The organism is Pseudomonas sp. LBUM1659 (assembly GCF_059716045.1).
Map to the genome: position 1 here is coordinate 428,956 of NZ_CP166797.1, position 23,821 is coordinate 452,776.

A 23,821-nucleotide genomic window follows, 5' to 3' on the forward strand; every position below is an offset into this window, starting at 1 on the left:
GTCGCTATCGCGTGTAGGAGCACGGTTTGCCGGCGATGGCGATCTTAAGGGCGCTATCGCGGGCAAGCCGTGCTCCTACAGGCGATGGCGATCTTGAAATCAATACAAATCCACCGGATCGACATCCAGGGACCAACGCACCGCCCGTCCGCTCGGCATCTGCTCCAACACCAGCAACCAACTACTCAACAACCGATGCAGTGGCGCCCGAGCCGTAGCCTGCAACAACAACTGTGCACGATAACGTCCTGCGCGGCGCTCCATCGGCGCCGGCACCGGCCCCAGCAATTCGATCCCGGTCAGTCCTTGCTCGGCCAGCAAGCGCTCGGCCTCGCTGCACGCTTCATCAAGAAACCCTTCGGCTTGCCCAGGTTTGTGCGCTTCGGCCCGCAGCAGCGCCAAATGGGCAAAAGGCGGCAATCCAGCGGAGCGGCGTTCGCTCAACGCTTGCTCGGCAAAGGCGAAATACCCTTGCTCGGTCAGTTGCACCAGCAGCGGATGGTCCGCCAGGTGCGTCTGGATGATCACTTTGCCCGGCTCTTCCGCTCGCCCGGCGCGCCCGGCGACCTGCACAATCAACTGCGCCATGCGCTCGCTGGCGCGGAAGTCGCCGGAGAACAGCCCGCCGTCGGCGTCGAGAATCGACACCAGCGTCACCCGTGGGAAGTGATGCCCTTTGGCGAGCATTTGCGTGCCCACCAAAATGCACGGTTGGCCCTTTTGAATGGTGGCGAACAACTGATTCATCGCGTCCTTGCGCGACGTGCTGTCACGGTCGACCCGCAGCACCGGAAAGTCCGGGAATAAAATCGCCAGCCGTTCCTCGGCGCGCTCGGTGCCGGCGCCCACGGGACGCAAATCGACTTTGCTGCATTTCGGGCAGCGCCGGGGTACGCGTTCGACGTAGCCACAATGGTGGCAACGCAACTCGCCGGAGCGCTGGTGCACGGTCATCCGCGCATCGCAGCGCTGGCATTCGGACATCCAGCCGCAGTCGTGACACAGCAGCGTCGGCGCAAAACCGCGACGGTTGAGAAACACCAATACTTGCTGGCCGGCGGCCAGCGTCTGGCCAATGGCTTGCTGCATCGGACCGGAAATGCCGCTGTCCAGCGGGCGACTTTTTACATCCAGGCGCAGGAAACGTGGTTGCTTTGCGCCACCGGCCCGCTCGTTCAGCCGCAGGAGGCCATAACGGCCGGTGTAGGCGTTGTGCAGGCTTTCCAATGAGGGCGTGGCGGACCCGAGGACAATCGGGATGTTTTCCTGTCGGGCACGGACCAATGCCAGGTCGCGGGCGTGATAGCGCAAGCCTTCCTGCTGTTTATAGGAGCCGTCGTGTTCTTCATCAATGATGATCAGGCCGGGGTTTTTCATCGGCGTGAACAGCGCCGAGCGGGTGCCGATAATAATGTCGGCGTCACCGTCCCGGGCCGCGAGCCAGGCTTCGAGGCGTTCGCGGTCGTTGACCGCCGAGTGGATCAAGGCGATGCGCGCATTGAAGCGCTGTTCGAAGCGCGCCAGGGTTTGCGGGCCGAGGTTGATCTCCGGGATCAGTACCAGCGCTTGTTTGCCGGCCTCAAGGGTTTCGCGGATCAGCTGTAAATAGACTTCGGTCTTGCCGCTGCCGGTGACGCCGGCCAGCAAAAACGCGTGATAGCTGTCGAACCCGGCGCGAATCGCTTCATAAGCCGCGCGCTGCTCCGGGTTGAGCGGCAATTCCGGTTGCGCCAGCCAGTGCTCGTGACGCGCTCCGGGGGCGTGTTTGCGGATTTCTACCTGCACCAGGTCTTTGGCCAGCAACAAATCCAGGCTGTCTTTGCTCAACATCAGTTTGCTCAGCAATTGATGAGCAACGCCGTGGGGATGTTGGGCCAGCGTCGCCAATGCTTCGCGCTGGCGCGGTGCGCGGGCAATGCGCGGATCATCCAGGCTGGCGCCTGGCGCGGCAGACCAGAAGCGTTCCTGGCGCGCTTCGGCCAGCTCGCCCTGACGCAGCAGCACCGGTAGCGCCCAACTCAAGGTGTCGCCGAGGCTGTGTTGGTAATACTGGGAGGTCCACAGGCACAGCTTGAACAGCGCCGGTGGCAGCGGCGCCGTAGCATCGAGCAGGGCCAGCGCGGGTTTGAGCTTTTCCACCGGCACTTCGCTGGTATCGGTGACCTCCACCAGAATCCCGATCATTTCCCGTCGTCCGAACGGCACCCGCAGGCGCATGCCCGGTTGCAACTGGGCGCGCAGGATCCCGGCCGGGGCACGGTAATCGAACAGGCGGCGCAGGGGCGAAGGCAGGGCGAGGCGCAAAATGGCGTCGGGCACGCGGGGGGATCTCGATCAGCAGGCGGTAAAAAGGATCAGGCACATAACCTTGGAGTGAGCCTGCTCGCGATAGCGGTGTTTCAGACGACATAAACATTGAATGACAGATCGCTATCGCGAGCAGGCTCACTCCTACAGGGGGCGCGTATTGGGTCGGGAGCCTAGCAGACGACTGGTTTGAGGGACAGCTTGCGTGATTGGAGATGTCTGGTAGAATCCGCGGCCTAATTACGTGCGGTATTCAACAATAGTGTTGAGTGGCGGCACGCTAGCCTGAGGAATACACCATGAAAGCCGATATCCATCCAGCATACGAAACCATCGAAGTAACTTGCAGCTGCGGCAACAAGTTCGAAACTCGTTCGAACCTGTGCAAGCCACTGGGTACTGACGTATGCAACGAGTGCCACCCGTTCTACACCGGTAAGCAGAAGACTCTGGATACTGGCGGTCGTGTACAGCGCTTCGCAGACCGTTTCGGCGCTTTCGGCAAGAAAGCTCCTGCTGCTGCAGAGTAAGGTTGAAAGGCCCGATGGGCTTTTCCTTGCTGTTGAAAAAGGCGTCCCTCGCGGGCGCCTTTTTTGTGTCCGCGATTTGGCTGTCCGGCGCCCAGGCGTTCTGCCCGACGCCGAGCGGGCTGATATCGGTCACGGTGCAGCGGGTGGTGGATGGCGACACCTTGCGCCTGAGCGATGGCCGCAGTGTGCGCATGATCGGCTTGAATACGCCGGAATTGGCCAAACAGGGCCGTTCCGACGAGCCGTTTGCCGTGGTCGCGCGCAAACGTCTTGAAGCGCTGGTGGCTGCCAGCGATGGGCGCGTCGGTTTGCTTCCGGGTAAAGAAAACAAGGATCGCTACGGTCGCACGCTGGCCCATGTCTATGGCGCTGACGGTGCCAACCTCGAAGCGCAGATGCTTGCCGAAGGCCTGGGTTTTCAAGTGGCGGTGGCACCCAATGTTGATTGGGTCAGTTGCCAGCAAGCCGCCGAACGCAGTGCCCGGGAGGCCGGCCTTGGCGTGTGGCGCCAATCCCCTGTACTGAAAACGGAGCAGATCAGCGTTTCTGGTTTCGCCGTGCTCAGCGGTCGTGTGAGCAATGTTCAGCGCAATCGCGGTGGGATTTGGATCGAGTTGCAGGACTCGGTTGTATTACGCGTTGCACCCAATGTGCTCGGGCAATTCGATGTCTCTGCGCTGGAAAAGCTCAAGGGCAAGCAGATTGAAGCGCGTGGCTGGGTGCTGGATCGTTCGCGTCACGGCGAATTGAAATCCGGCCAGGCACGTTGGCTTCTTCCACTCACCGATCCGTCGATGTTGCAGACGACACAGTAAGAAAATTGTAGACATTTTTTCTGTCGATTGTGAACAGTAAACCCCTTGTGTTCCGTGGCTCTTGGCCCAAAGTCGTAAGGCAGGGCGCTTGACAGGGGTGACCGGTCAGTCTTGTGGGGATTTTGCGAGGCGCGTATCCTCGCTGACCAGTCTGTCCAACAGTAAAAGCGGAATGCCCCCATGTCTGATTTGAAAACTGCCGCTCTCGAATATCATGCCCATCCTCGTCCAGGTAAGCTGAGCGTCGAGCTCACCAAGGCCACCGCTACCGCCCGCGACCTGTCGCTGGCCTACAGCCCCGGCGTAGCCGAACCAGTACGCGAAATCGCCCGCGATCCTGAACTGGCCTACAAATACACCGGCAAGGGCAACCTGGTTGCAGTCATTTCCGATGGCACCGCGATTCTCGGCCTGGGTAACCTCGGCCCATTGGCTTCCAAGCCTGTGATGGAAGGCAAAGGTGTGCTGTTCAAGCGCTTCGCCGGCATCGACGTTTTCGACATCGAAGTCGACTCCGAAAGCCCGCAAGCCTTTATCGACACCGTCAAGCGCATCTCGATCACCTTCGGTGGTATCAACCTGGAAGACATCAAGGCACCTGAGTGCTTTGAGATCGAACGCGCTCTGATCGAGCAGTGCGACATTCCGGTATTCCACGATGACCAGCACGGCACCGCAATCGTTACCGCGGCCGGCATGATCAACGCCCTGGAAATCGCTGGCAAAACTCTCGCTGACGCCAAGATTGTCTGCCTGGGCGCCGGTGCGGCCGCCATCTCCTGCATGAAATTGCTGGTGAGCATGGGCGCCAACATCGAAAACATCTTCATGGTTGACCGTACCGGCGTGATCCACTCCGGCCGTGACGACCTGAACCAGTACAAGGCTGTCTTCGCTCACGCGACCGACAAGCGAACCCTGGCTGACGCGCTGACCGGTGCTGACGTGTTCGTTGGCCTGTCCGGCCCGAACCTGCTGAGCGCTGAAGGCCTGAAGGCCATGGCGGCTAACCCGATCGTGTTCGCGTGTTCCAACCCGGATCCGGAAATCTCCCCGGAACTGGCTCACGCCACCCGTGATGACGTGATCATGGCCACAGGCCGTTCGGACTACCCGAACCAGGTCAACAACGTTCTGGGCTTCCCGTTCATCTTCCGTGGTGCCCTGGACGTTCGCGCCAAGCGCATCAACGAAGAAATGAAAGTGGCTGCGGCCAACGCCCTGCGTGAACTGGCAAAACTGCCAGTGCCTCAGGAAGTGTGCGACGCCTACGGCGGCATCAAACTGGAATTCGGCCGTGAGTACATCATTCCGAAACCAATGGATGCCCGTCTGATCACCCTGATCTCCGATGCTGTGGCTAAAGCCGCCATCGAGACCGGTGTTGCGACCCTGCCGTATCCGAAGAACTACCCGCTGAAAAGCGTGGATGACGTGTTCAACGGCTAAGCCGTTGTAGCGCTTCCACCAAAAAGCCCCGGCTCGCATGAGTCGGGGTTTTTTTTGCCTGAGCGTTTTGAAGCGGTTGTGATGGCCTCTTCGCGAGCAAGCCCGCTCCCACATTGGAACGCGTACCCCTGTGGGAGCGGGCTTGCTCGCGAAGGCGGCCTGGCAGGCGATACATCTATGTGGGGAATACACAAATCAAAAAAGCCCCGCTCTTCTCTCGAAGGCGGGGCTTTTGCGTTGCGCTACCCGATCAGAACAAATCGATCGGCGCCGCTTCATCCGCTGGCAGCGGGCTGCCCGGCGCACTACCGTTACCCAGTTCATCCGCCGACGGTGGCGTGTCTTCGGCCTTGAACAGTTCGAAGTACGCGCCTGGCGTGCCTGGGCTGGCGGCACGACCGCTGACCGGGTCGACCCGCAGGCTCAGGATGCCTTCGGGCTCTGGTTGCGTATGTGGCGGCTTGTCTTTAAGGGCCGCAGCCATGTAGTTCATCCAGATCGGCAGCGCGACGGTACCGCCGAACTCCTTGCGACCCAGGCTTTCCGGCTGGTCGAAACCGGTCCAGACGGTGGTCACATAATCGGCGTTATAGCCGGAGAACCACGCATCCTTGGATTCGTTGGTCGTACCGGTCTTGCCCGCGATGTCACCACGCCCCAGGGCCAGAGCGCGCCGGCCGGTACCGAGCTTGATCACATCCTCCAGCATGCTGTTGAGGATGTAGGTTGTGCGGCCATCGATGATGCGCTCGGCAACGGCCGGCGTTGGCGGTGCAATGCCCGGTACGGCGGGCGCCTCGGCCGGGATCGAGTTGACCGTAAATGACTGAGCGGCTGGTGCAGCAATGCCGCTGGTCGCTACGTCGCCCTGAGGAACGCTCGGCGGGTTGGCGAGGAACAGCGTGTCGCCGTTACGGCTTTCGATCTTGTCGATGATGTACGGGGTGATCTTGTAGCCGCCGTTGGCGAAGGCGCTCCAGCCGGTGGCAATTTCCATCGGTGTCAGGGTCGCGGTGCCCAGCGCCAGCGACAGGTTGGGCGGCAGGTCCTGCTTGTTGAAGCCAAAGCGGGTGATGTAGTCGATGGTCTTGCCGACGCCCATCGCTTGCAGCAAGCGGATCGACACCAGGTTGCGCGACTTGTACAACGCCTCACGCAGGCGAATCGGGCCGAGGAAGGTGTTGGTGTCGTTCTTCGGGCGCCAGACCTTGTCCAGGTATTCGTCGACAAACACGATCGGTGCGTCATTCACCAGGCTGGAGGCGGTGTAGCCGCTATCCAGTGCGGCGCTGTAGACGAACGGTTTGAAGCTCGAGCCTGGCTGACGCTTGGCCTGCATGGCGCGGTTGTAGTTGCTCTGTTCAAAGGCGAAACCGCCGACCAACGCACGAATGGCGCCATTCTGCGGATCCAGTGAAACCAGCGCGGCTTGCGCCTGCGGGATCTGACTGAATTTCAGCGAGTTGTCCGGCTGACGCTGCACGCGAATCAAGTCACCGACCTGAGCCACATCCGACGGCTGCTTCGGATTGGGCCCCATGCTGTTGGTGTTCAGGAACGGGCGCGCCCACTTCATGCTGTCCCAGCTGACGTGTCCGTCACCAGTGCGGGTCATCACTTGCAGGCCGTTTTTGTCGACCTGAGTGACAATGGCGGGTTCAAGGCCGTTTATGGTGCGTTGCTTGGTCAGCTCGGTTGCCCAGGCCTCACGGGTCTTGCCCGGCAGGCGCGACTCGGGGCCGCGATAGCCATGGCGCTGGTCATACGTGATCAAGCCATCGAGAACGGCGGTGTTGGCCATTTCCTGCAGATTGCTCGGCACGGTCGTGGTTACGCGAAAACCTTCGGTGTAGGCGTCGCTGCCGTAGCGGCCGACCATTTCAGCCCGGGCCATTTCGGCGATGTACGGCGCATTCACTTCCGGTGTCGGGACGTGATAGCTGGCGTTCAGCGGCTCGTTGATCGCCGTGGTGTAGTCCGCTTCGGTGATTTTCCCCAGCTTGTACATGCGCCCCAGAATCCAGTCGCGGCGCTCTTTGCTGCGAGCCGGGTTGGCCAACGGATTGAAGCGCGACGGGGCTTTGGGCAGGCCGGCGATCATCGCCATCTGGGCGAGGCTGACATCACGAATCGATTTGCCGTAATAGACCTGCGCCGCCGCCTCGATGCCGTAGGCGCGGTTGCCCAGGTAGATTTTGTTGACGTACAGCTCAAGGATCTCGTCCTTGGTCAGCTGCCGCTCGATCTGTAAAGCCAGGAGAATTTCGGTGGTTTTGCGCGAGAAACTGCGTTCGCTGGTCAGGAAGAAGTTCTTCGCCACCTGCATGGTGATGGTGCTGCCACCAGACTGGATGTGTCCGCTTTTGACCAATTGGGTGGCGGCACGCATCAGGCTGCTGGGATCGACGCCATAGTGGTTGGCGAAATTGTCGTCTTCAGCACTTAGTAACGCATTAATGAAATTGGGGGGAATGTCGGCGAAACGGATCGGAGTGCGGCGCATTTCGCCAAACTCTGCGATCAACTTGTTATCGCTGCTGTAGACCCGCAAAGGAATCTGCAACTGGATGCTTCTCAGCGCCTCCACGGAGGGTAATCCGGGACTAAGGTAGAGAAAGGCGCCGCTCAGACCAAGGAGCAGTCCACAGAAAACGGCGACGATGGACCAACCGAAAAATTTCAGCAGACGAATCAAGGCTTTTGGACATCCAGGGCAAAGAATGAATGAGGCATCAGGGTTCAGATAAACAGGGAACGGCCCGCGCTTGAAGTAAAAACCGGAAAAAAACGCTGGGCATTATAAGCATTTTTCCGCAGGGAGCGTCATTGGCGCTTCTGTCAAGACGGGAGGTAATGAACGCAACGGATATTACAGAGTCCGTAAGACACGGAAAGTCATAGGGAATGGGTAGTGCTAGGACTCTTCAATAAAAAAGCCAACACGCTGTTGGGGATCGACATCAGTTCCACGTCGGTAAAGCTCCTGGAGCTGAGCCGCCAGGGCGGCCGCTATCGGGTCGAGGCATACGCGGTAGAGCCGTTGCCCGCCAATGCCGTGGTCGACAAAAACATCGCCGAACTTGAGGGCGTCGGGCATGCGCTCTCTCGTGTGCTGCTCAAGGCCAGAACCAGCCTCAAGAACGTTGCAGTGGCAGTGGCCGGTTCGGCGGTGATCACCAAGACTATCGAGATGGACGGCGGTCTTTCCGACGACGAGTTGGAAAACCAGCTAAAGATCGAGGCCGATCAGTACATCCCCTATCCGTTGGATGAAGTCGCCATCGACTTCGAAGTCCAGGGTGTGTCCGCATGTAATCCCGAGCGGGTAACGGTACTGCTGGCCGCCTGTCGCAAGGAAAACGTCGAGGTCCGTGAAGCGGCCCTGACCCTGGCCGGCCTGACCGCGCGCGTAGTAGATGTCGAGGCCTATGCACTGGAACGTTCCTTCGGTTTGCTATCAACGCAACTGGCCACCTATCAGGAGCGACTGACGGTCGCGGTGGTGGACATCGGCGCGACCATGACCACCCTCAGCGTGCTGCACGACGGAAAGATCATCTACACCTGCGAGCAATTGTTCGGTGGTCGGCAACTGACCGAGGACATTCAGCGCCGTTATGGCCTGACGGTCGAGCAGGCAGGGCTGGCGAAGAAGCAGGGCGGTTTGCCGGATGACTACGTCAGCGAAGTCTTGCAACCGTTTCGTGAGGCGCTGGTGCAACAGGTTTCACGCTCGTTGCAGTTCTTCTTTGCCTCTGGCCAGTACAACAAGGTCGATCACATTCTGTTGGCCGGTGGCACGGCGTCGGTGTCGGGGCTTGATCGGTTGATCGAGCAGCGCCTGGGCACGCCGACTCAGGTGGCTAACCCGTTCTCCAACATGGCCTTGAGCAGCAAGGTCAACGCCGATGCCCTGGCCAGCGATGCGCCGGCTCTGATGATTGCGTGCGGGCTCGCCCTCAGGAGTTTCGACTGATGGCGCGGATCAATCTTTTACCCTGGCGCGAGGAGCGGCGAGAAGAACGCCGCAAGCGTTTTCTGGTGACGTTGGTCGGCGTGCTGCTGTGCTCCGTGGGGGCGGTGCTGGTCGCGGATCAGTTCATTAGCGGCGCCATCGATCGGCAGGTTGCCCGTAACGATTACATCGCTAGACAGATTGCAGTGGTCGACGAGCAGATAGCACAGATCAGTGATCTGAAAGCCCGTCGCCAGCAGTTGGTCGAACGCATGCGCCTCATCCAGGACCTGCAAGGCAACCGGCCGATCACTGGTCGGATTTTCGATCAATTGGCGCGCACGTTGCCGGATGGTGTGTATTTCACCGAAGTGAAAATGGTCGGCAAAACCCTGTCCATCACTGGCGCTGCGGAGTCCAACAATCGTGTGTCGGATGTGATGCGCAATCTGGATGCGTCCGACTCGTTCGATGCCCCGAGTCTTACAGAGGTCAAAGCGACGACCGCCGGTCAGCTGGATCAGGTCAATGTCTTTCAACTGACCGTTCGTCTGACGCAGCCCGCTGCCGTGGGGGACGATCAATGAGCGCGTCCCGATGGCTAGCAGGGCTGCGCAATGTCGATATCAACGATCTGGACAGCAGCAACATGGGTTCCTGGCCGCCGGCGATCAAAGCAATGGCAGGTGTTCTGCTGATGGTGCTGGTGTTGGCGCTCGGGTACGCCTTTCACCTCGGTGATCTGGAAGACCAGCTCCATCTCAAGCGCGAGGAAGAGTCGACCCTCAAGGAGCAGTTCGCGACCAAAGCCCGCATGGCGGCGAATCTGGAGCTGTACACCCGGCAAATGCAGGAAATGGAAGTCTCCTTTGGCGTGCTGCTACGGCAGTTGCCCAGCGACACCGAGGTCCCCGGTCTGCTGGAGGACATTACCCGCACGGGCCTTGGCAGCGGGCTGGATTTCGAAGAGATCAAACTGCTGCCGGAAGTCGCCCAGCCGTTCTTCATCGAACTGCCGATCCAGATCACGGTAACCGGCGCCTACCACGACCTGGCGACCTTCGTCAGTGGCGTAGCCGGGCTGACCCGGATCGTGACGCTGCATGATTTCGATCTTGCGCCGGCCAATCCTGAAGGAGGTCCGAAGTTGCGCATGAGCATCCTCGCCAAGACCTACCGCTACAACGACACCGGGGCGCAGAAATGAGCCCGGTCCATTGTTTATCGATGGTGTTGTTGTTCGCCAGCCTGAGCGCGTGTGGCGGTGGCAACGATGTCGGCGACCTGGATGCCTATATGAACGAAATGCGTCTGAGTGTCCCGGGCAAAATTGAACCAACGCCGACGTTTCGGTCTTACCCAACGCTCACCTACAGCGCCGCCAACCTGCGCAGTCCGTTTTCCCGACAGGTCAGAGTGGACCTGGCCGGTCAGAAGCGCGGTTCGCACAACGTCAACCCCGACCTCAATCGGATCAAGCAATACCTCGAAGGGTTCAACATCGAGCAGTTTGAAATGGTCGGCACGATCTCCAATGCCACCGGCTCCTTTGCGCTGTTACGCGGAGCGGGCGGGGTGCATCGGCTGAAAGTCGGCGATTACCTGGGGCGTAACGATGGACGGATCGTCGCCATCAGCGGCTCACAAGTCGATGTAGTCGAAATCGTTCCCGATGGCGAGGGTGCCTGGCTGGAGCGACCACGGACCCTTCCTTTGAAAGAGCACTCATAGTGGAACTCGAATAATGAACAGGACTTTCTCAACCCTCGGTATTTCGCTATGGATAGCGTTGATGTCTCCGAAGGTGCTGGCGACCCACCTCAAAGCGCTGGATGTTGCCGCGCTGCCGGGTGATCGCATCGAGTTGAAGTTGTCTTTCGATGGGCCGCCCCCTGCGCCCCACGGTTACACGACCGAACAGCCGGCGCGGATTGCGTTGGACCTGCCTGGCGTGGTCAGTCAGTTGGTGAGTAAAAATCGCGACCTGGGCGGCGGCAATGCCCGCAGCGCAACTGTGGTGGAAGCCAAGGACCGTACGCGGCTCATTATCAACCTGAAGCAGTTGACTCCGTATAGCGCGAAGGTCGAAGGCAACAATTTGTTGGTGGTGGTCGGGCAGGGGGCCAATGGCAAGGCATTGCAACCGGTGGCGAGCGAGCCTCGTGCCGAGATGACAACCCCGCCACGGGCAAAAACCTACGCTGCTGTAAGCAAGGCCATTCGCGGCATCGACTTCCAGCGCGGCACCCAGGGTGAAGGCAATGTGGTCATCGATTTGTCGGATCCGTCCATTGCCCCGGACATCCAGGAACACGAAGGCAAGATCGTCCTCGGATTCGCCAGGACCCAATTGCCCGAAAAGTTGCGCGTGCGACTGGACGTCAAGGATTTCGCCACCCCGGTGCAATTCGTCAACGCCAGCGCCACGGGCGACCGGGCCACGATCAGTATCGAGCCCGGCGGCATTTTCGACTATTCGACCTACCAGACCGACAACAAGCTGACCGTCAGCATCCGACCGATGACCCCTGACGATCTACAAAAGCGCAATGCAGAGCGTTTCGCCTACACCGGCGAAAAACTCTCGCTGAACTTTCAGGACATCGATGTACGTTCGGTGCTGCAAGTGATTGCCGATTTCACCAACCTCAATCTGGTGGCCAGCGACACGGTGCAGGGCGGCATCACCTTGCGGCTGCAAAACGTGCCGTGGGATCAGGCGCTCGATCTGGTGCTGAAAACCAAAGGGCTGGACAAGCGCAAGATCGGCAACGTTCTGTTGGTGGCGCCGGCCGATGAAATCGCTGCCCGGGAACGTCAGGAACTGGAATCGCAGAAGCAGATCGCCGAGCTCGCGCCGTTGCGACGAGAGCTATTGCAGGTCAACTACGCCAAGGCTGCCGACATCGCCAAGCTGTTTCAGTCGGTGACCAGCGCCGAGGCTAAAGCCGACGAGCGTGGGTCGATCACGGTGGATGAACGGACCAACAACATCATTGCCTACCAGACCCAGGACAATCTCGATGAACTTCGCCGCATTGTCACGCAACTGGACATTCCGGTGCGTCAGGTGATGATCGAAGCACGAATCGTCGAAGCCAACGTCGACTACGACAAAAGCCTCGGCGTGCGCTGGGGTGGTTCAGTGCAGAACAAGGGCAACTGGAACACGTCCGGGGTCAGCAAAGGTTCGACGACCATTGGTACACCGGGCAGTGGCGACACCAACTCGCCGTTTGTCGACCTGGGGGCGGCGGGCAGCACGTCGGGAATCGGCATCGCCTTTATCACCGACAACGTGTTGCTGGACCTTGAGCTGACGGCGATGGAGAAAACCGGCAACGGTGAAATCGTCTCGCAGCCCAAGGTGGTCACCTCCGACAAGGAAACCGCCAAAATCCTCAAGGGCACGGAAATTCCCTACCAGGAAGCCACTTCCAGTGGCGCGACCTCTGTGTCATTCAAAGAGGCCTCGCTGTCGTTGGAAGTGACGCCGCAGATCACCCCCGACAATCGGATCATCATGGAGGTCAAGGTCACCAAGGATGAGCCGGACTACCTGAACAAGGTGCAGGATGTGCCGCCGATCAAGAAAAACGAGGTCAATGCCAAAGTCCTGGTCAATGACGGCGAGACCATCGTCATTGGCGGAGTTTTCTCAAATACTCAGAGCAACGTTGTAGATAAGGTGCCATTTCTCGGCGATGTGCCGTATCTTGGCCGCCTTTTCCGGCGTGACGTGGTTTCGGAGAAAAAATCCGAGCTGCTGGTGTTTCTCACTCCGCGTATCATGAACAATCAGGCGATTGCTGTGAGTCATTGATTCTGTGCGAAATTTGATTCTTGTTGGACCGATGGGCGCTGGTAAAAGCACCATCGGCCGGTTGCTGGCCAAAGAACTGCGCCTGCCGTTCAAAGATTCCGATAAGGAAATTGAATTGCGCACGGGCGCCAATATCCCGTGGATTTTCGATAAAGAAGGCGAACCGGGCTTTCGTGACCGCGAGGAGGCGATGATTGCCGAACTGTGCGGCTGCGATGGCGTGGTGCTGGCGACCGGTGGTGGCGCGGTGATGCGCGAAGCCAATCGTCGGGCGTTGCATGCCGGTGGTCGGGTGGTCTACTTGCATGCTTCCGTCGAGCAGCAAGTGGGTCGTACTGCCCGTGACCGCAATCGACCCCTGTTGCGGACCGCCGATCCGGCCAAGACCCTGCGGGATCTGCTGGCTATCCGCGATCCGCTTTATCGGGAAATCGCCGACCTGGTGGTTGAAACCGATGAGCGGCCGCCGCGAATGGTAGTGCTCGACATTCTCGAACGCTTGCAACAGCTACCTCCCCGTTAATGCGCAGCGCGAAATGCGCTATCCTCGGCGTCCTGCCATGACCGCTCGGTTGTGGCGGATGGCTACCGAACGGCGTTACACCAGCAGGCACTGTGGACATTCGATAACTCAAGGCAGGACGCCTGATTCCATCTTCATTGCGGGGACACATGCAGACACTCAAGGTCGATCTAGGCGAGCGCAGCTACCCGATTCACATTGGCGAAGGTTTGTTGGATCAGCCTGAGCTGCTGGCCCCGCATATTCGCGGACGGCAAGTAGCGATCATCTCCAACGAGACCGTTGCACCGCTCTACCTCGAGCGTCTGACCCGCAGCCTGGCGCAATTCTCGGTGATTTCCGTGGTGCTGCCCGATGGCGAAGCCTTCAAGACCTGGGAAACCCTGCAACTGATTTTCGACGGCCTGCTGACCGCACGGCACGACCGCCGCACCACTGTGATCGCCCTCGGTGGCGGTGTGATTGGTGACATGGCCGGGTTCGCGGCCGCCTGCTACCAGCGCGGCGTTGATTTCATTCAAGTGCCGAGCACGTTGCTGTCGCAAGTCGACTCTTCGGTGGGTGGCAAGACCGGTATCAACCATCCGATGGGCAAGAACATGGTCGGCGCGTTTTATCAGCCGAACGTGGTGCTGATCGATACCGCGACCCTCAATACCCTGCCGGCCCGCGAACTGTCCGCCGGGCTTGCGGAAGTCATCAAGTACGGGCTGATCTGCGACGAGCCATTCCTCACCTGGCTCGAAGAGAACGTTGATCGCCTGCGCGCCCTGGACCAGGTCGCCCTGACCTACGCCATCGAACGCTCCTGCGCCGCCAAGGCTGCGGTGGTCGGTGCCGACGAAAAAGAGACCGGTGTGCGTGCCACTTTGAACCTCGGTCATACGTTCGGCCACGCCATCGAAACCCACATGGGCTATGGTGTCTGGCTTCATGGTGAGGCCGTCGCTGCTGGCACCGTAATGGCTTTGGAAATGTCGGCCCGTCTGGGCTGGATCACTGAACAAGAGCGTGATCGCGGTATTCGTCTGTTCCAGCGTGCCGGACTGCCGGTCATCCCGCCTGAAGAGATGACCGAGGCCGATTTCCTTGAACACATGGCAATTGACAAGAAAGTGATCGACGGTCGTTTACGCCTGGTGCTGCTGCGCCACATGGGCGAAGCGGTGGTGACCGACGATTATCCGAAAGAGGTTTTACAGGCCACGCTGGGAGCGGATTACCGCGCCCTGGCTCAGCTTAAAGGTTAATAAGATCCCGATGACTAGTTTGCATGCCGACGAGGCTTTCCTCGGCCATTACCAGTTAAGTCATGACCCTTTTGCTCCACGGGTGCCTGGCTTCAAATTTTTCCCGGCCCAGCGAAAACCGGTGCTGGGGCAACTGCATCACCTGGCGCGCTATAGCCAGTTGCTGCTGGTGGTCACAGGCCCGCAGGGCAGTGGCAAGACCCTGTTGCGTCAGGCGCTGGTGGCCAGCACCAACAAGCAGTCGGTGCAGAGCGTGGTGGTGTCCGCTCGCGGCGCTGGCGATTCGGCTGGCATCTTGCGCCAGGTGGCTCAATCGCTGAACGTCGAACAGGCCGAAATCGGCGCCATCCTGGCGCAAGTGGTGCAACTGGCGTTGACCGGTCAGGAAGTCTATTTGCTGGTGGATGACGCCGAGCAGCTCGACGAATCCGCGCTCGAAGCCCTGATGGCCCTGGCCGCCGGCGCACCGGAAGGTCGCCCGCATGTATTCCTGTTTGGCGAGTCGTCGCTGATCGCTCAGCTTGAGGCGCTAAGCCTTGAGGAAGAGCGTTTCCACGTGATCGAACTGCAGCCTTACACCGAAGAAGAAACCCGTGAATATCTGGACCAGCGGCTCGAAGGCGCCGGCCGGGGTATCGAACTTTTCACCGCGGATCAGATCTCTGATATTCACGAAAGCTCCGACGGTTGGCCTGGCAACATCAACCAGGTTGCCCGCGATGCAATGATCGAAGCCATGATTGCCAGCCGCTCAGCGGTGAAGCGTCCAAAAATGGGGTTCAACATGCCGAAGAAACACGTATTGGCGATTTCCGCCGTTGTCGTGGTCGCGGTAGCCGCCGCCTGGTTGATTCCGGGTCGCAGCAAAGCACCGACCACCGGCGCACCTGCCAACGAACAGGCACAGCTGCCGCTCGGTCAAGGTTCGCCGCAGCCTAATGGCGGTGCACCTTCCGTCGAATTCGCCGGTAACTCGCAGCCAATGCCATTGCCGCTGGTCGGCAACTCGCAACCGGTCATGCGCGGTCCGTTGGCTGAAGCCGCCGGTGGCATCACCGAAGGCGACGATGGCGTGCCGGTCGAGGGTTCCAGCGCTACACCGCCTACCGTGACCACCGTCGCGCCGCCAGCGGGCATTCAGCCGGGCCCAGCGCCGACACCTGCTACCAAACCTGTTCCCGCGCCGACGCAGGTCGCAACCGCCAAGCCAGCCCCGACTGCGCCTGCTGCGAAGCCGGTTCCAGCGCCAGCCAAGCCTGCCGCCGTGGCCACCGCCAAGCCTGCCGAGAAACCAGCCCCCGCGGCGAAGGCTGCTGGCGGCACCTGGTACGCCGGTCAACCGACCAGCAACTACGTGGTGCAGATCCTCGGCACCAGCTCTGAAACGACTGCGCAAAACTTCGTGAAAGAGCAGGGCGGCGAGTACCGTTATTTCAAGAAAGTGCTCAACGGCAAACCGCTTTACGTCATCACCTACGGTAACTTCGCCAACCGCGATGCAGCCGTTACCGCTATCAAGGCCTTGCCAGCGAAGGTTCAGGCTGGTAAACCTTGGCCTCGCACTGTCGCCAGCGTCCAACAGGAACTGGCAACAACTCGCTGAAGATTCGGCGGCCTTACCCAGGCCGCCTCTCCCGGCACCTCAAAATCTCTGCAAGCGCATGCCGCCTCTACTGGCCGCGTGCCTTGTGGTGTCTGCGTCACAGTAGTCTTTGAGTCGTTGCGGTCAAAATTAAAAAAAGTTTTGACTAGCACAGCAGATCGCTTTAAACCTTTCACAAATGCGACATAGATTTGCGACAGTTCGTCGTCAAATTTGTGAGCGTAAGTGTCGGTGTGTACAATGACCTCCCTTTTGCCCCCGCAAAGCTGGCGTACGTTCGGCGCGGATGGCAAGTGGTTGAATTGAAAAGAAATTTGCCTCGACAAGAGGCAGCCTGGTGAGAAAGTGTCTATGAAAGCAGGTCTGTACCAACCAGATGAATTCAAGGATAACTGCGGTTTCGGCCTGATAGCCCATATGCAGGGCGAGCCCAGTCATACCCTTTTGCAAACGGCCATCGAGGCCCTGACCTGCATGACCCACCGCGGTGGGATCAACGCCGACGGCAAGACCGGTGACGGTTGCGGCTTGCTGATTCAAAAGCCGGACGTGTTCCTGCGAGCCATCGCCCAGGAAACGTTCGGCGTCGAACTGCCCAAGCAATATGCCGTGGGCATGGTCTTCTTCAACCAGGACCCGGTCAAAGCTGAAGCCGCTCGCGAAAACATGAACCGCGAGATCCTGGCTGCCGGCCTGACCCTCGTCGGCTGGCGCAAAGTGCCGATCGACACCAGCGTCCTCGGCCGCCTGGCCCTCGAGCGCCTGCCGCAGATCGAACAAGTGTTCATCGGCGGTGAAGGCCTGAGCGATCAGGACATGGCCGTCAAGCTGTTCACGTCCCGTCGTCGCTCGTCCGTGGCCAACGCCGCCGATACCGACCACTACGTCTGCAGCTTTTCGCACAAGACCATCATTTATAAAGGCCTGATGATGCCGGCGGACTTGACCGCCTTCTATCCAGACCTGAGCGATGAGCGCCTGCAAACCTCGATTTGCGTGTTCCACCAGCGCTTCTCCACCAACACCCTGCCAAAATGGCCGCTGGCTCAACCGTTCCGCTTCCTGGCGCACAACGGCGAGATCAACACCATCACCGGCAACCGCAACTGGGCCGTGGCCCGTCGCACCAAGTTCACCAACGATCTGATGGACCTGGAAGAGCTCGGCCCGCTGGTCAACCGCGTCGGTTCCGACTCCTCCAGCATGGACAACATGCTCGAACTGATGGTCACCGGTGGCATCGACCTGTTCCGTGGCGTGCGGATGATCATTCCGCCTGCGTGGCAGAACGTTGAAACCATGGACCCGGATCTGCGTGCGTTCTACGAGTACAACTCGATGCACATGGAACCGTGGGACGGCCCGGCTGGCGTGGTCATGACCGATGGTCGTTACGCGGTGTGCCTGCTCGACCGTAACGGTCTGCGGCCAGCGCGTTGGGTCACCACCAAAAACGGTTTCATCACCCTGGCCTCGGAAATCGGTGTCTGGAACTACCAGCCTGAAGACGTGATCGCCAAGGGCCGCGTTGGCCCGGGCCAGATCTTCGCCGTGGACACCGAAACCGGTCAGATTCTCGACACCGATGCGATCGACAACCGCCTGAAGTCTCGTCATCCATACAAGCAATGGCTGCGCAAGAATGCCCTGCGCATCCAGGCGACCATGGAAGACAACGACCACGGTTCGGCGTTCTATGACGTCGATCAGCTCAAGCAATACATGAAGATGTACCAGGTCACTTTCGAAGAACGTGATCAGGTGCTGCGTCCGCTCGGCGAACAAGGCTACGAAGCCGTGGGCTCGATGGGCGACGATACGCCGATGGCCGTGCTGTCCCAGCGCGTGCGTACGCCGTACGACTATTTCCGTCAGCAGTTCGCGCAGGTCACCAACCCGCCGATCGACCCGCTGCGTGAAGCCATCGTCATGTCGCTGGAGATCTGCCTCGGTGCCGAGCGCAACATCTTCCAGGAGTCGCCGGAACACGCCTCGCGCGTGATCCTCAGCTCGCCGGTGATTTCCCCGGCCAAGTGGCGCTCGCTGATGAACCTCGATCGTCCGGGCTTTGAACGCCAGATCATCGACCTCAACTACGACGAAAGCGTCGGCCTCGAAGCGGCCATCCGCAACGTTGCCGATCAGGCTGAAGAAGCCGTGCGTGCCGGTCGTACCCAGGTCGTGCTGAGTGACCGTCATATCGGGCCGGGCAAATTGCCGATCCACGCTTCGCTCGCCACCGGCGCGGTACACCACCGCCTGACCGAAAAAGGTCTGCGTTGCGACTCCAACATCCTCGTGGAAACCGCGACAGCTCGCGATCCGCACCACTTCGCCGTGTTGATCGGTTTCGGCGCCTCGGCGGTGTACCCGTTCCTGGCCTACGAAGTGCTGGGCGACCTGATCCGTACTGGTGAAGTGCTGGGCGACCTCTATGAGGTGTTCAAGAACTACCGTAAAGGCATCACCAAAGGCCTGCTGAAGATCCTGTCGAAGATGGGTATTTCGACCATCACGTCGTATCGCGGCGCGCAGTTGTTCGAAGCCATCGGCCTGTCCGAAGAAGTCTGCGAGTTGAGCTTCCGTGGTGTGCCAAGCCGCATCAAGGGCGCGCGTTTCGTCGACATCGAAGCCGAGCAGAAAGCGCTGGCTGCCGAAGCCTGGAGCCCGCGCAAGCCGATCCAGCAAGGCGGCCTGCTGAAGTTCGTCCACGGTGGCGAATATCACGCCTACAACCCGGACGTGGTCAACACCCTGCAAGCCGCTGTGCAGCAGGGCGACTACAGCAAGTTCAAGGAATACACGTCGCTGGTGGACAACCGCCCGGTGTCGATGATTCGCGACATGTTCAAGGTCAAAACCCTGGACACGCCGCTGGACATCAGCGAGATCGAACCGCTGGAATCGGTGCTCAAGCGCTTCGACTCCGCCGGTATCTCGCTGGGCGCCCTGTCGCCGGAAGCTCACGAAGCCCTGGCCGAAGCCATGAACCGCCTCGGTGCGCGTTCCAACTCTGGCGAAGGCGGCGAAGACCCGGCGCGTTACGGCACCATCAAGAGCTCGAAAATCAAGCAGGTTGCCACTGGCCGTTTCGGTGTGACCCCGGAATACCTGGTCAACGCTGAAGTGCTGCAGATCAAAGTCGCTCAGGGCGCCAAGCCCGGCGAAGGTGGTCAGTTGCCAGGCGGCAAGGTCAACGGTTTGATCGCCAAGCTGCGTTACGCAGTGCCGGGCGTGACCCTGATTTCGCCACCGCCGCACCACGACATCTACTCGATTGAAGACTTGTCGCAGCTGATTTTCGACCTGAAACAAGTCAACCCGAAGGCGCTGGTCTCGGTGAAGCTGGTAGCAGAAGCGGGCGTCGGTACCATCGCTGCCGGTGTGGCCAAGGCCTATGCAGACTTGATCACCATCTCCGGCTACGACGGCGGCACCGGCGCATCGCCGCTGACCTCGATCAAATACGCGGGCGCGCCGTGGGAACTCGGCCTGGCCGAAACCCACCAGACCCTTCGCGGCAACGACCTGCGCGGCAAAGTGCGGGTACAGACCGATGGCGGCCTGAAAACCGGCCTCGACGTGATCAAGGCTGCGATCCTCGGCGCTGAAAGCTTTGGCTTCGGCACCGCGCCAATGATCGCGCTGGGCTGCAAATACCTGCGTATCTGCCACCTGAACAACTGCGCCACCGGCGTTGCGACTCAGAACGAGAAGCTGCGCAAAGATCACTACATCGGCACCGTCGACATGGTGGTGAATTTCTTCACCTACGTCGCCGAAGAAACCCGTGAGTGGCTGGCCAAGCTGGGCGTGCGCTCCCTTGAAGAGCTGATCGGTCGCACCGATCTGCTGGAAGTCCTCGAAGGCCAGACCACCAAGCAGCAACATCTGGACCTGACACCGTTGCTGGGCAGCGATCACATTCCGGCAGACAAGCCTCAATTCTGCCAGGTGGACCGCAACCCGCCGTTCGACAAGGGCCTGCTTGCCGAGAAGATGGTCGACTTGGCCACCTCGGCCATCAACGACATGAGCGGCGCTGACTTCGCCCTGGACATCTGCAACTGCGACCGTTCGATCGGCGCACGGATCTCCGGTGAAATCGCACGCAAGCACGGCAACCAAGGCATGGCGAACGCACCGATCACCTTCCGCTTCAAAGGGACGGCCGGTCAGAGCTTCGGTGTGTGGAACGCCGGCGGCCTGAACATGTACCTGGAAGGCGACGCCAACGACTACGTCGGCAAAGGCATGACCGGCGGCAAACTGGTCATCGTTCCGCCGAAGGGCAGCGTCTACAAGACTCAGGACAGTGCCATCATCGGCAACACCTGCCTGTACGGCGCCACGGGCGGCAAGCTGTTCGCCGCCGGTACCGCGGGCGAGCGTTTTGCCGTGCGTAACTCCGGTGCTCACACGGTTGTGGAAGGCACTGGCGATCACTGCTGCGAGTACATGACCGGTGGTTTCGTCTGCGTATTGGGCAAGACCGGTTACAACTTCGGCTCAGGCATGACCGGCGGTTTCGCCTACGTGCTCGACCAGGACAACTCCTTCGTTGACCGGGTCAACCACGAACTGGTGGAAATTCAGCGAATCAGCGGTGAAGCGATGGAAGCCTATCGCAGTCACTTGCAACGCGTGCTGAACGAATACGTCGAGGAAACCGACAGCGAATGGGGTCGTAACCTCGCTGAAAACCTCGATGACTATCTGCGTCGTTTCTGGCTGGTCAAGCCCAAGGCTGCCAACCTGAAATCGTTGCTTTCCAGCACCCGTGCCAACCCGCAGTGATATGCGCCTGAAGAGTTTGATGAGGTTTTAACAATGGCTGAACGTCTGAATAACGACTTCCAGTTCATCGATGTCGGGCGCAAAGATCCGAAGAAGAAACTGTTGCGTCAACGCAAGAAAGAGTTCGTGGAAATCTACGAACCCTTCAAACCCCAGCATTCGGCCGATCAGGCCCACCGCTGCCTGGGTTGCGGTAACCCGTATTGCGAATGGAAGTGCCCGGTGCACAACTTCATTCCCAACTGGCTGAAACTGGTGGCCGAGGGCAACATCCTCCAGGCCGCCGAGTTGTCGCACCAGACCAACACCCTGCCGGAAGTCTGCGGCCGGGTGTGCCCGCAGGATCGTCTGTGCGAGGGTGCGTGCACCCTCAACGACGGTTTCGGTGCGGTGACCATCGGTTCGGTCGAGAAGTACATCACCGACACCGCGTTCGCCATGGGCTGGCGCCCGGACATGTCCAAGGTCAAGCCGACCGGCAAACGTGTCGCGATCATCGGTGCAGGCCCGGCCGGTCTGGGCTGTGCCGACGTGCTGGTACGCGGCGGCGTAACCCCGGTGGTGTTCGACAAGAACCCGGAAATCGGTGGTTTGCTGACCTTCGGCATCCCCGAGTTCAAGCTGGAAAAGACCGTGCTGAGCAATCGCCGCGAAGTCTTTACCGGCATGGGCATCGAGTTCCGCCTGAACACCGAAGTGGGCAAGGACGTGACCGTCGAGCAACTGCTCGAAGAATACGATGCCGTGTTCATGGGCATGGGCACCTACACCTACATGAAGGGCGGCTTTGCCGGCGAGGACCTGCCGGGCGTGCATGACGCGCTCGACTACTTGATCGCCAACGTCAACCGCAACCTGGGCTTTGAAAAGTCGCCGGAAGATTTCGTCGACATGAAAGGCAAGAAGGTCGTGGTGCTGGGCGGTGGCGACACGGCGATGGACTGCAATCGCACTTCGATCCGTCAGGGCGCCAAGTCGGTGACCTGTGCGTACCGTCGTGACGAAGCGAACATGCCGGGCTCGCGTAAAGAAGTGAAAAATGCCAAGGAAGAAGGGGTGAAATTCCTCTACAACCGCCAGCCAATCGCTATCGTCGGTGAAGACCGCGTCGAAGGCGTGAAAGTGGTCGAGACCCGTCTCGGCGCACCGGACGCCCGTGGCCGTCGCAGCCCCGAGCCGATTCCGGGTTCCGAAGAGATCATCCCGGCCGACGCCGTGGTCATCGCGTTCGGTTTCCGCCCAAGCCCGGCGCCATGGTTCGAGCAGTTCGACATCCAGACCGACAGCCAGGGCCGCGTTGTGGCCCCGGAGCAAGGTAAATACAAGCACCAGACCAGCAACCCGAAAATCTTCGCCGGTGGCGACATGGTTCGCGGTTCTGACCTGGTGGTGACGGCGATTTTCGAAGGCCGCAATGCGGCTGAAGGGATCCTGGATTACCTGGGCGTCTGACTCAATCGCGAGCAATCCCACCTCCTGTAGGAGCAAAGCTTGCTCGCGATAGCATCACCGCAGAAATCAGGTTGACCAAGGCGCCTGCATCGCGAGCAAGCTCAGCTCCTACAGGGGTTGAGGTTGTTTCGGGAGGTGGTTTCACCGCGACAAATTGACCCGATAGACAAAAGGCGCGGCTCTTGCCGTGCCTTTTGCGTCGCGCTCTGAGAAAATGCCCGCACTTTTTTTCCGGATGCCGACATGACTGCCCTGAAGAACGACCGTTTCCTTCGCGCCCTGCTCAAGCAACCCGTAGACGTCACCCCTGTGTGGATGATGCGTCAGGCCGGTCGCTACCTGCCTGAATACCGCGCCAGCCGTGCCAAGGCCGGCGACTTCATGAGCCTGTGCATGAACCCGGAGTTCGCTTGCGAAGTCACCATGCAGCCGCTCGACCGTTATCCACAACTGGACGCGGCGATCCTCTTCTCCGACATCCTCACCATCCCCGATGCCATGGGCCAAGGCCTGTACTTCGAAACCGGTGAAGGTCCGCGCTTCAAGAAAGTCGTCAGCACGATGGCCGACATCGAAGCCCTGCCGATCCCTGATCCGCACAAAGATCTCGGCTACGTCATGGACGCGGTCAGCACCATCCGCCGCGAACTGAACGGCCGCGTGCCGCTGATCGGCTTCGCCGGCAGCCCATGGACCCTGGCCACCTACATGGTCGAAGGCGGCTCGTCGAAAGACTACCGCAAGACCAAAACCATGCTCTACGACAACCCGCAAGCCTTGCACCTGCTGCTGGACAAGCTCGCGCAGACGGTCACCAGCTACCTCAACGGCCAGATCATGGCCGGCGCGCAAGCGGTGCAGATCTTCGACAGCTGGGGCGGCAGCCTCTCGGCGGCGGCTTACCAGGAATTCTCCCTGGCCTACATGCGCAAAATCGTCAGCGGCCTGATCCGCGAACACGAAGGCCGCAAAGTGCCGGTCATCCTGTTCACCAAGAATGGCGGGCTGTGGCTGGAAAGCATCGCTGACGCCGGCGCCGATGCACTGGGCCTGGACTGGACCTGCGACATCGGCAGCGCCCGTGATCGCGTCGGCAGCAAAGTCGCCCTGCAAGGCAACATGGACCCGACCGTGCTGTACGCCAAGCCAGAAGCCATTCGCACCGAAGTCGGCCGCATCCTCGCCAGCTACGGCAAAGGCAGCGGCCACGTGTTCAACCTCGGCCATGGCATCACCCCGGAAGTCGACCCGGAACACGCAGGTGCGTTCTTGCGCGCGGTGCATGAGTTGTCGGCGCAGTATCACGAGTGATCGTCG

General features: G+C 60.1%; 16 protein-coding genes. 14 read left to right on the forward strand and 2 right to left on the reverse strand.

All coding sequences use genetic code 11. The annotated features are described in order from the left end of the window. Window positions 1-99: 99 nt before the first annotated feature. On the reverse strand, window positions 100-2,319 hold the full coding sequence (locus ACA048_RS01980; RefSeq protein WP_497627719.1) for a primosomal protein N': 2,220 nt from the start codon (window positions 2,317-2,319) through the stop codon (window positions 100-102). Between the two features lie 287 nt (window positions 2,320-2,606). Here ACA048_RS01980 and rpmE point away from each other — a divergent pair, with 287 nt between their 5' ends. From rpmE to ACA048_RS01995, 3 genes are all read left to right on the forward strand, one after another. Continuing rightward, the gene (gene rpmE, locus ACA048_RS01985) at window positions 2,607-2,837 is read left to right on the forward strand and encodes a 50S ribosomal protein L31 (protein WP_008080648.1); all 231 of its coding nucleotides are present in this window, start codon (window positions 2,607-2,609) and stop codon (window positions 2,835-2,837) included. A 14-nt stretch (window positions 2,838-2,851) separates the two neighbouring features. Continuing rightward, window positions 2,852-3,652, forward strand: a complete 801-nt coding sequence (locus ACA048_RS01990) for a thermonuclease family protein (protein WP_497627720.1) — start codon at window positions 2,852-2,854, stop codon at window positions 3,650-3,652. A 180-nt stretch (window positions 3,653-3,832) separates the two neighbouring features. Then, complete coding sequence (locus tag ACA048_RS01995) at window positions 3,833-5,101, forward strand: malic enzyme-like NAD(P)-binding protein (protein ID WP_497627721.1); 1,269 nt, start codon at window positions 3,833-3,835, stop codon at window positions 5,099-5,101. Window positions 5,102-5,351: 250 nt separating this feature from the next. Here ACA048_RS01995 and ACA048_RS02000 read toward each other — a convergent pair whose 3' ends face one another. After that, window positions 5,352-7,793, reverse strand: a complete 2,442-nt coding sequence (locus tag ACA048_RS02000) for a penicillin-binding protein 1A (RefSeq protein WP_497629790.1) — start codon at window positions 7,791-7,793, stop codon at window positions 5,352-5,354. Window positions 7,794-8,012: 219 nt separating this feature from the next. On the opposite strand from ACA048_RS02000, the gene ACA048_RS02005 reads away from it, so the two are divergent. From ACA048_RS02005 to hemE, 11 genes are all read left to right on the forward strand, one after another. Next, window positions 8,013-9,077, forward strand: a complete 1,065-nt coding sequence (locus ACA048_RS02005; RefSeq protein WP_497627722.1) for a pilus assembly protein PilM — start codon at window positions 8,013-8,015, stop codon at window positions 9,075-9,077. Then, a complete protein-coding gene (locus ACA048_RS02010) occupies window positions 9,077-9,643 on the forward strand; it encodes a PilN domain-containing protein (RefSeq protein WP_497627723.1) in 567 nt (188 codons plus the stop codon). The genes ACA048_RS02005 and ACA048_RS02010 overlap by 1 nt, the downstream gene beginning before the upstream one ends. Continuing rightward, on the forward strand, window positions 9,640-10,263 hold the full coding sequence (pilO, locus tag ACA048_RS02015) for a type 4a pilus biogenesis protein PilO (RefSeq protein ID WP_497627724.1): 624 nt from the start codon (window positions 9,640-9,642) through the stop codon (window positions 10,261-10,263). Before ACA048_RS02010 ends, pilO begins: the two co-directional genes overlap by 4 nt. Then, window positions 10,260-10,787, forward strand: a complete 528-nt coding sequence (locus ACA048_RS02020; RefSeq protein ID WP_497627725.1) for a pilus assembly protein PilP — start codon at window positions 10,260-10,262, stop codon at window positions 10,785-10,787. Before pilO ends, ACA048_RS02020 begins: the two co-directional genes overlap by 4 nt. A gap of 13 nt (window positions 10,788-10,800) precedes the next feature. Further along, window positions 10,801-12,879 (forward strand): type IV pilus secretin PilQ, encoded by a 2,079-nt coding sequence (locus ACA048_RS02025; RefSeq protein ID WP_497627726.1) that lies wholly within the window; start codon window positions 10,801-10,803, stop codon window positions 12,877-12,879. Window positions 12,880-12,883: 4 nt separating this feature from the next. After that, window positions 12,884-13,402 (forward strand): shikimate kinase AroK, encoded by a 519-nt coding sequence (gene aroK / locus ACA048_RS02030; RefSeq protein WP_223519958.1) that lies wholly within the window; start codon window positions 12,884-12,886, stop codon window positions 13,400-13,402. 149 nt (window positions 13,403-13,551) lie between these two features. Then, window positions 13,552-14,652 carry a 3-dehydroquinate synthase gene (gene aroB, locus ACA048_RS02035; protein WP_497627727.1) on the forward strand — a complete coding sequence of 367 codons (1,101 nt, stop codon included), beginning with the start codon at window positions 13,552-13,554 and terminating at the stop codon, window positions 14,650-14,652. Between the two features lie 10 nt (window positions 14,653-14,662). Continuing rightward, window positions 14,663-16,255 (forward strand): SPOR domain-containing protein, encoded by a 1,593-nt coding sequence (locus ACA048_RS02040; protein WP_497627728.1) that lies wholly within the window; start codon window positions 14,663-14,665, stop codon window positions 16,253-16,255. Between the two features lie 351 nt (window positions 16,256-16,606). Beyond that, entirely contained in the window at window positions 16,607-21,052 is a 4,446-nt protein-coding gene (gene gltB, locus ACA048_RS02045) for a glutamate synthase large subunit (RefSeq protein ID WP_497627729.1), read from the forward strand. Window positions 21,053-21,085: 33 nt separating this feature from the next. After that, the gene (locus ACA048_RS02050) at window positions 21,086-22,504 is read left to right on the forward strand and encodes an FAD-dependent oxidoreductase (protein WP_140668194.1); all 1,419 of its coding nucleotides are present in this window, start codon (window positions 21,086-21,088) and stop codon (window positions 22,502-22,504) included. Between the two features lie 243 nt (window positions 22,505-22,747). Then, window positions 22,748-23,815 (forward strand): uroporphyrinogen decarboxylase, encoded by a 1,068-nt coding sequence (gene hemE / locus ACA048_RS02055; protein ID WP_095078029.1) that lies wholly within the window; start codon window positions 22,748-22,750, stop codon window positions 23,813-23,815. Window positions 23,816-23,821 lie beyond the last annotated feature (6 nt).

Coding starts and splice junctions, on each gene's coding strand:
- rpmE (WP_008080648.1), top strand. CDS start 2,607: ATGAAAGCCGATATCCATCCAGCATACGAAACCATCGAAGTAACTTGC.
- ACA048_RS01990 (WP_497627720.1), top strand. CDS start 2,852: ATGGGCTTTTCCTTGCTGTTGAAAAAGGCGTCCCTCGCGGGCGCCTTT.
- ACA048_RS01995 (WP_497627721.1), top strand. CDS start 3,833: ATGTCTGATTTGAAAACTGCCGCTCTCGAATATCATGCCCATCCTCGT.
- ACA048_RS02010 (WP_497627723.1), top strand. CDS start 9,077: ATGGCGCGGATCAATCTTTTACCCTGGCGCGAGGAGCGGCGAGAAGAA.
- pilO (WP_497627724.1), top strand. CDS start 9,640: ATGAGCGCGTCCCGATGGCTAGCAGGGCTGCGCAATGTCGATATCAAC.
- ACA048_RS02020 (WP_497627725.1), top strand. CDS start 10,260: ATGAGCCCGGTCCATTGTTTATCGATGGTGTTGTTGTTCGCCAGCCTG.
- ACA048_RS02025 (WP_497627726.1), top strand. CDS start 10,801: ATGAACAGGACTTTCTCAACCCTCGGTATTTCGCTATGGATAGCGTTG.
- aroB (WP_497627727.1), top strand. CDS start 13,552: ATGCAGACACTCAAGGTCGATCTAGGCGAGCGCAGCTACCCGATTCAC.
- ACA048_RS02040 (WP_497627728.1), top strand. CDS start 14,663: ATGACTAGTTTGCATGCCGACGAGGCTTTCCTCGGCCATTACCAGTTA.
- gltB (WP_497627729.1), top strand. CDS start 16,607: ATGAAAGCAGGTCTGTACCAACCAGATGAATTCAAGGATAACTGCGGT.
- ACA048_RS02050 (WP_140668194.1), top strand. CDS start 21,086: ATGGCTGAACGTCTGAATAACGACTTCCAGTTCATCGATGTCGGGCGC.
- hemE (WP_095078029.1), top strand. CDS start 22,748: ATGACTGCCCTGAAGAACGACCGTTTCCTTCGCGCCCTGCTCAAGCAA.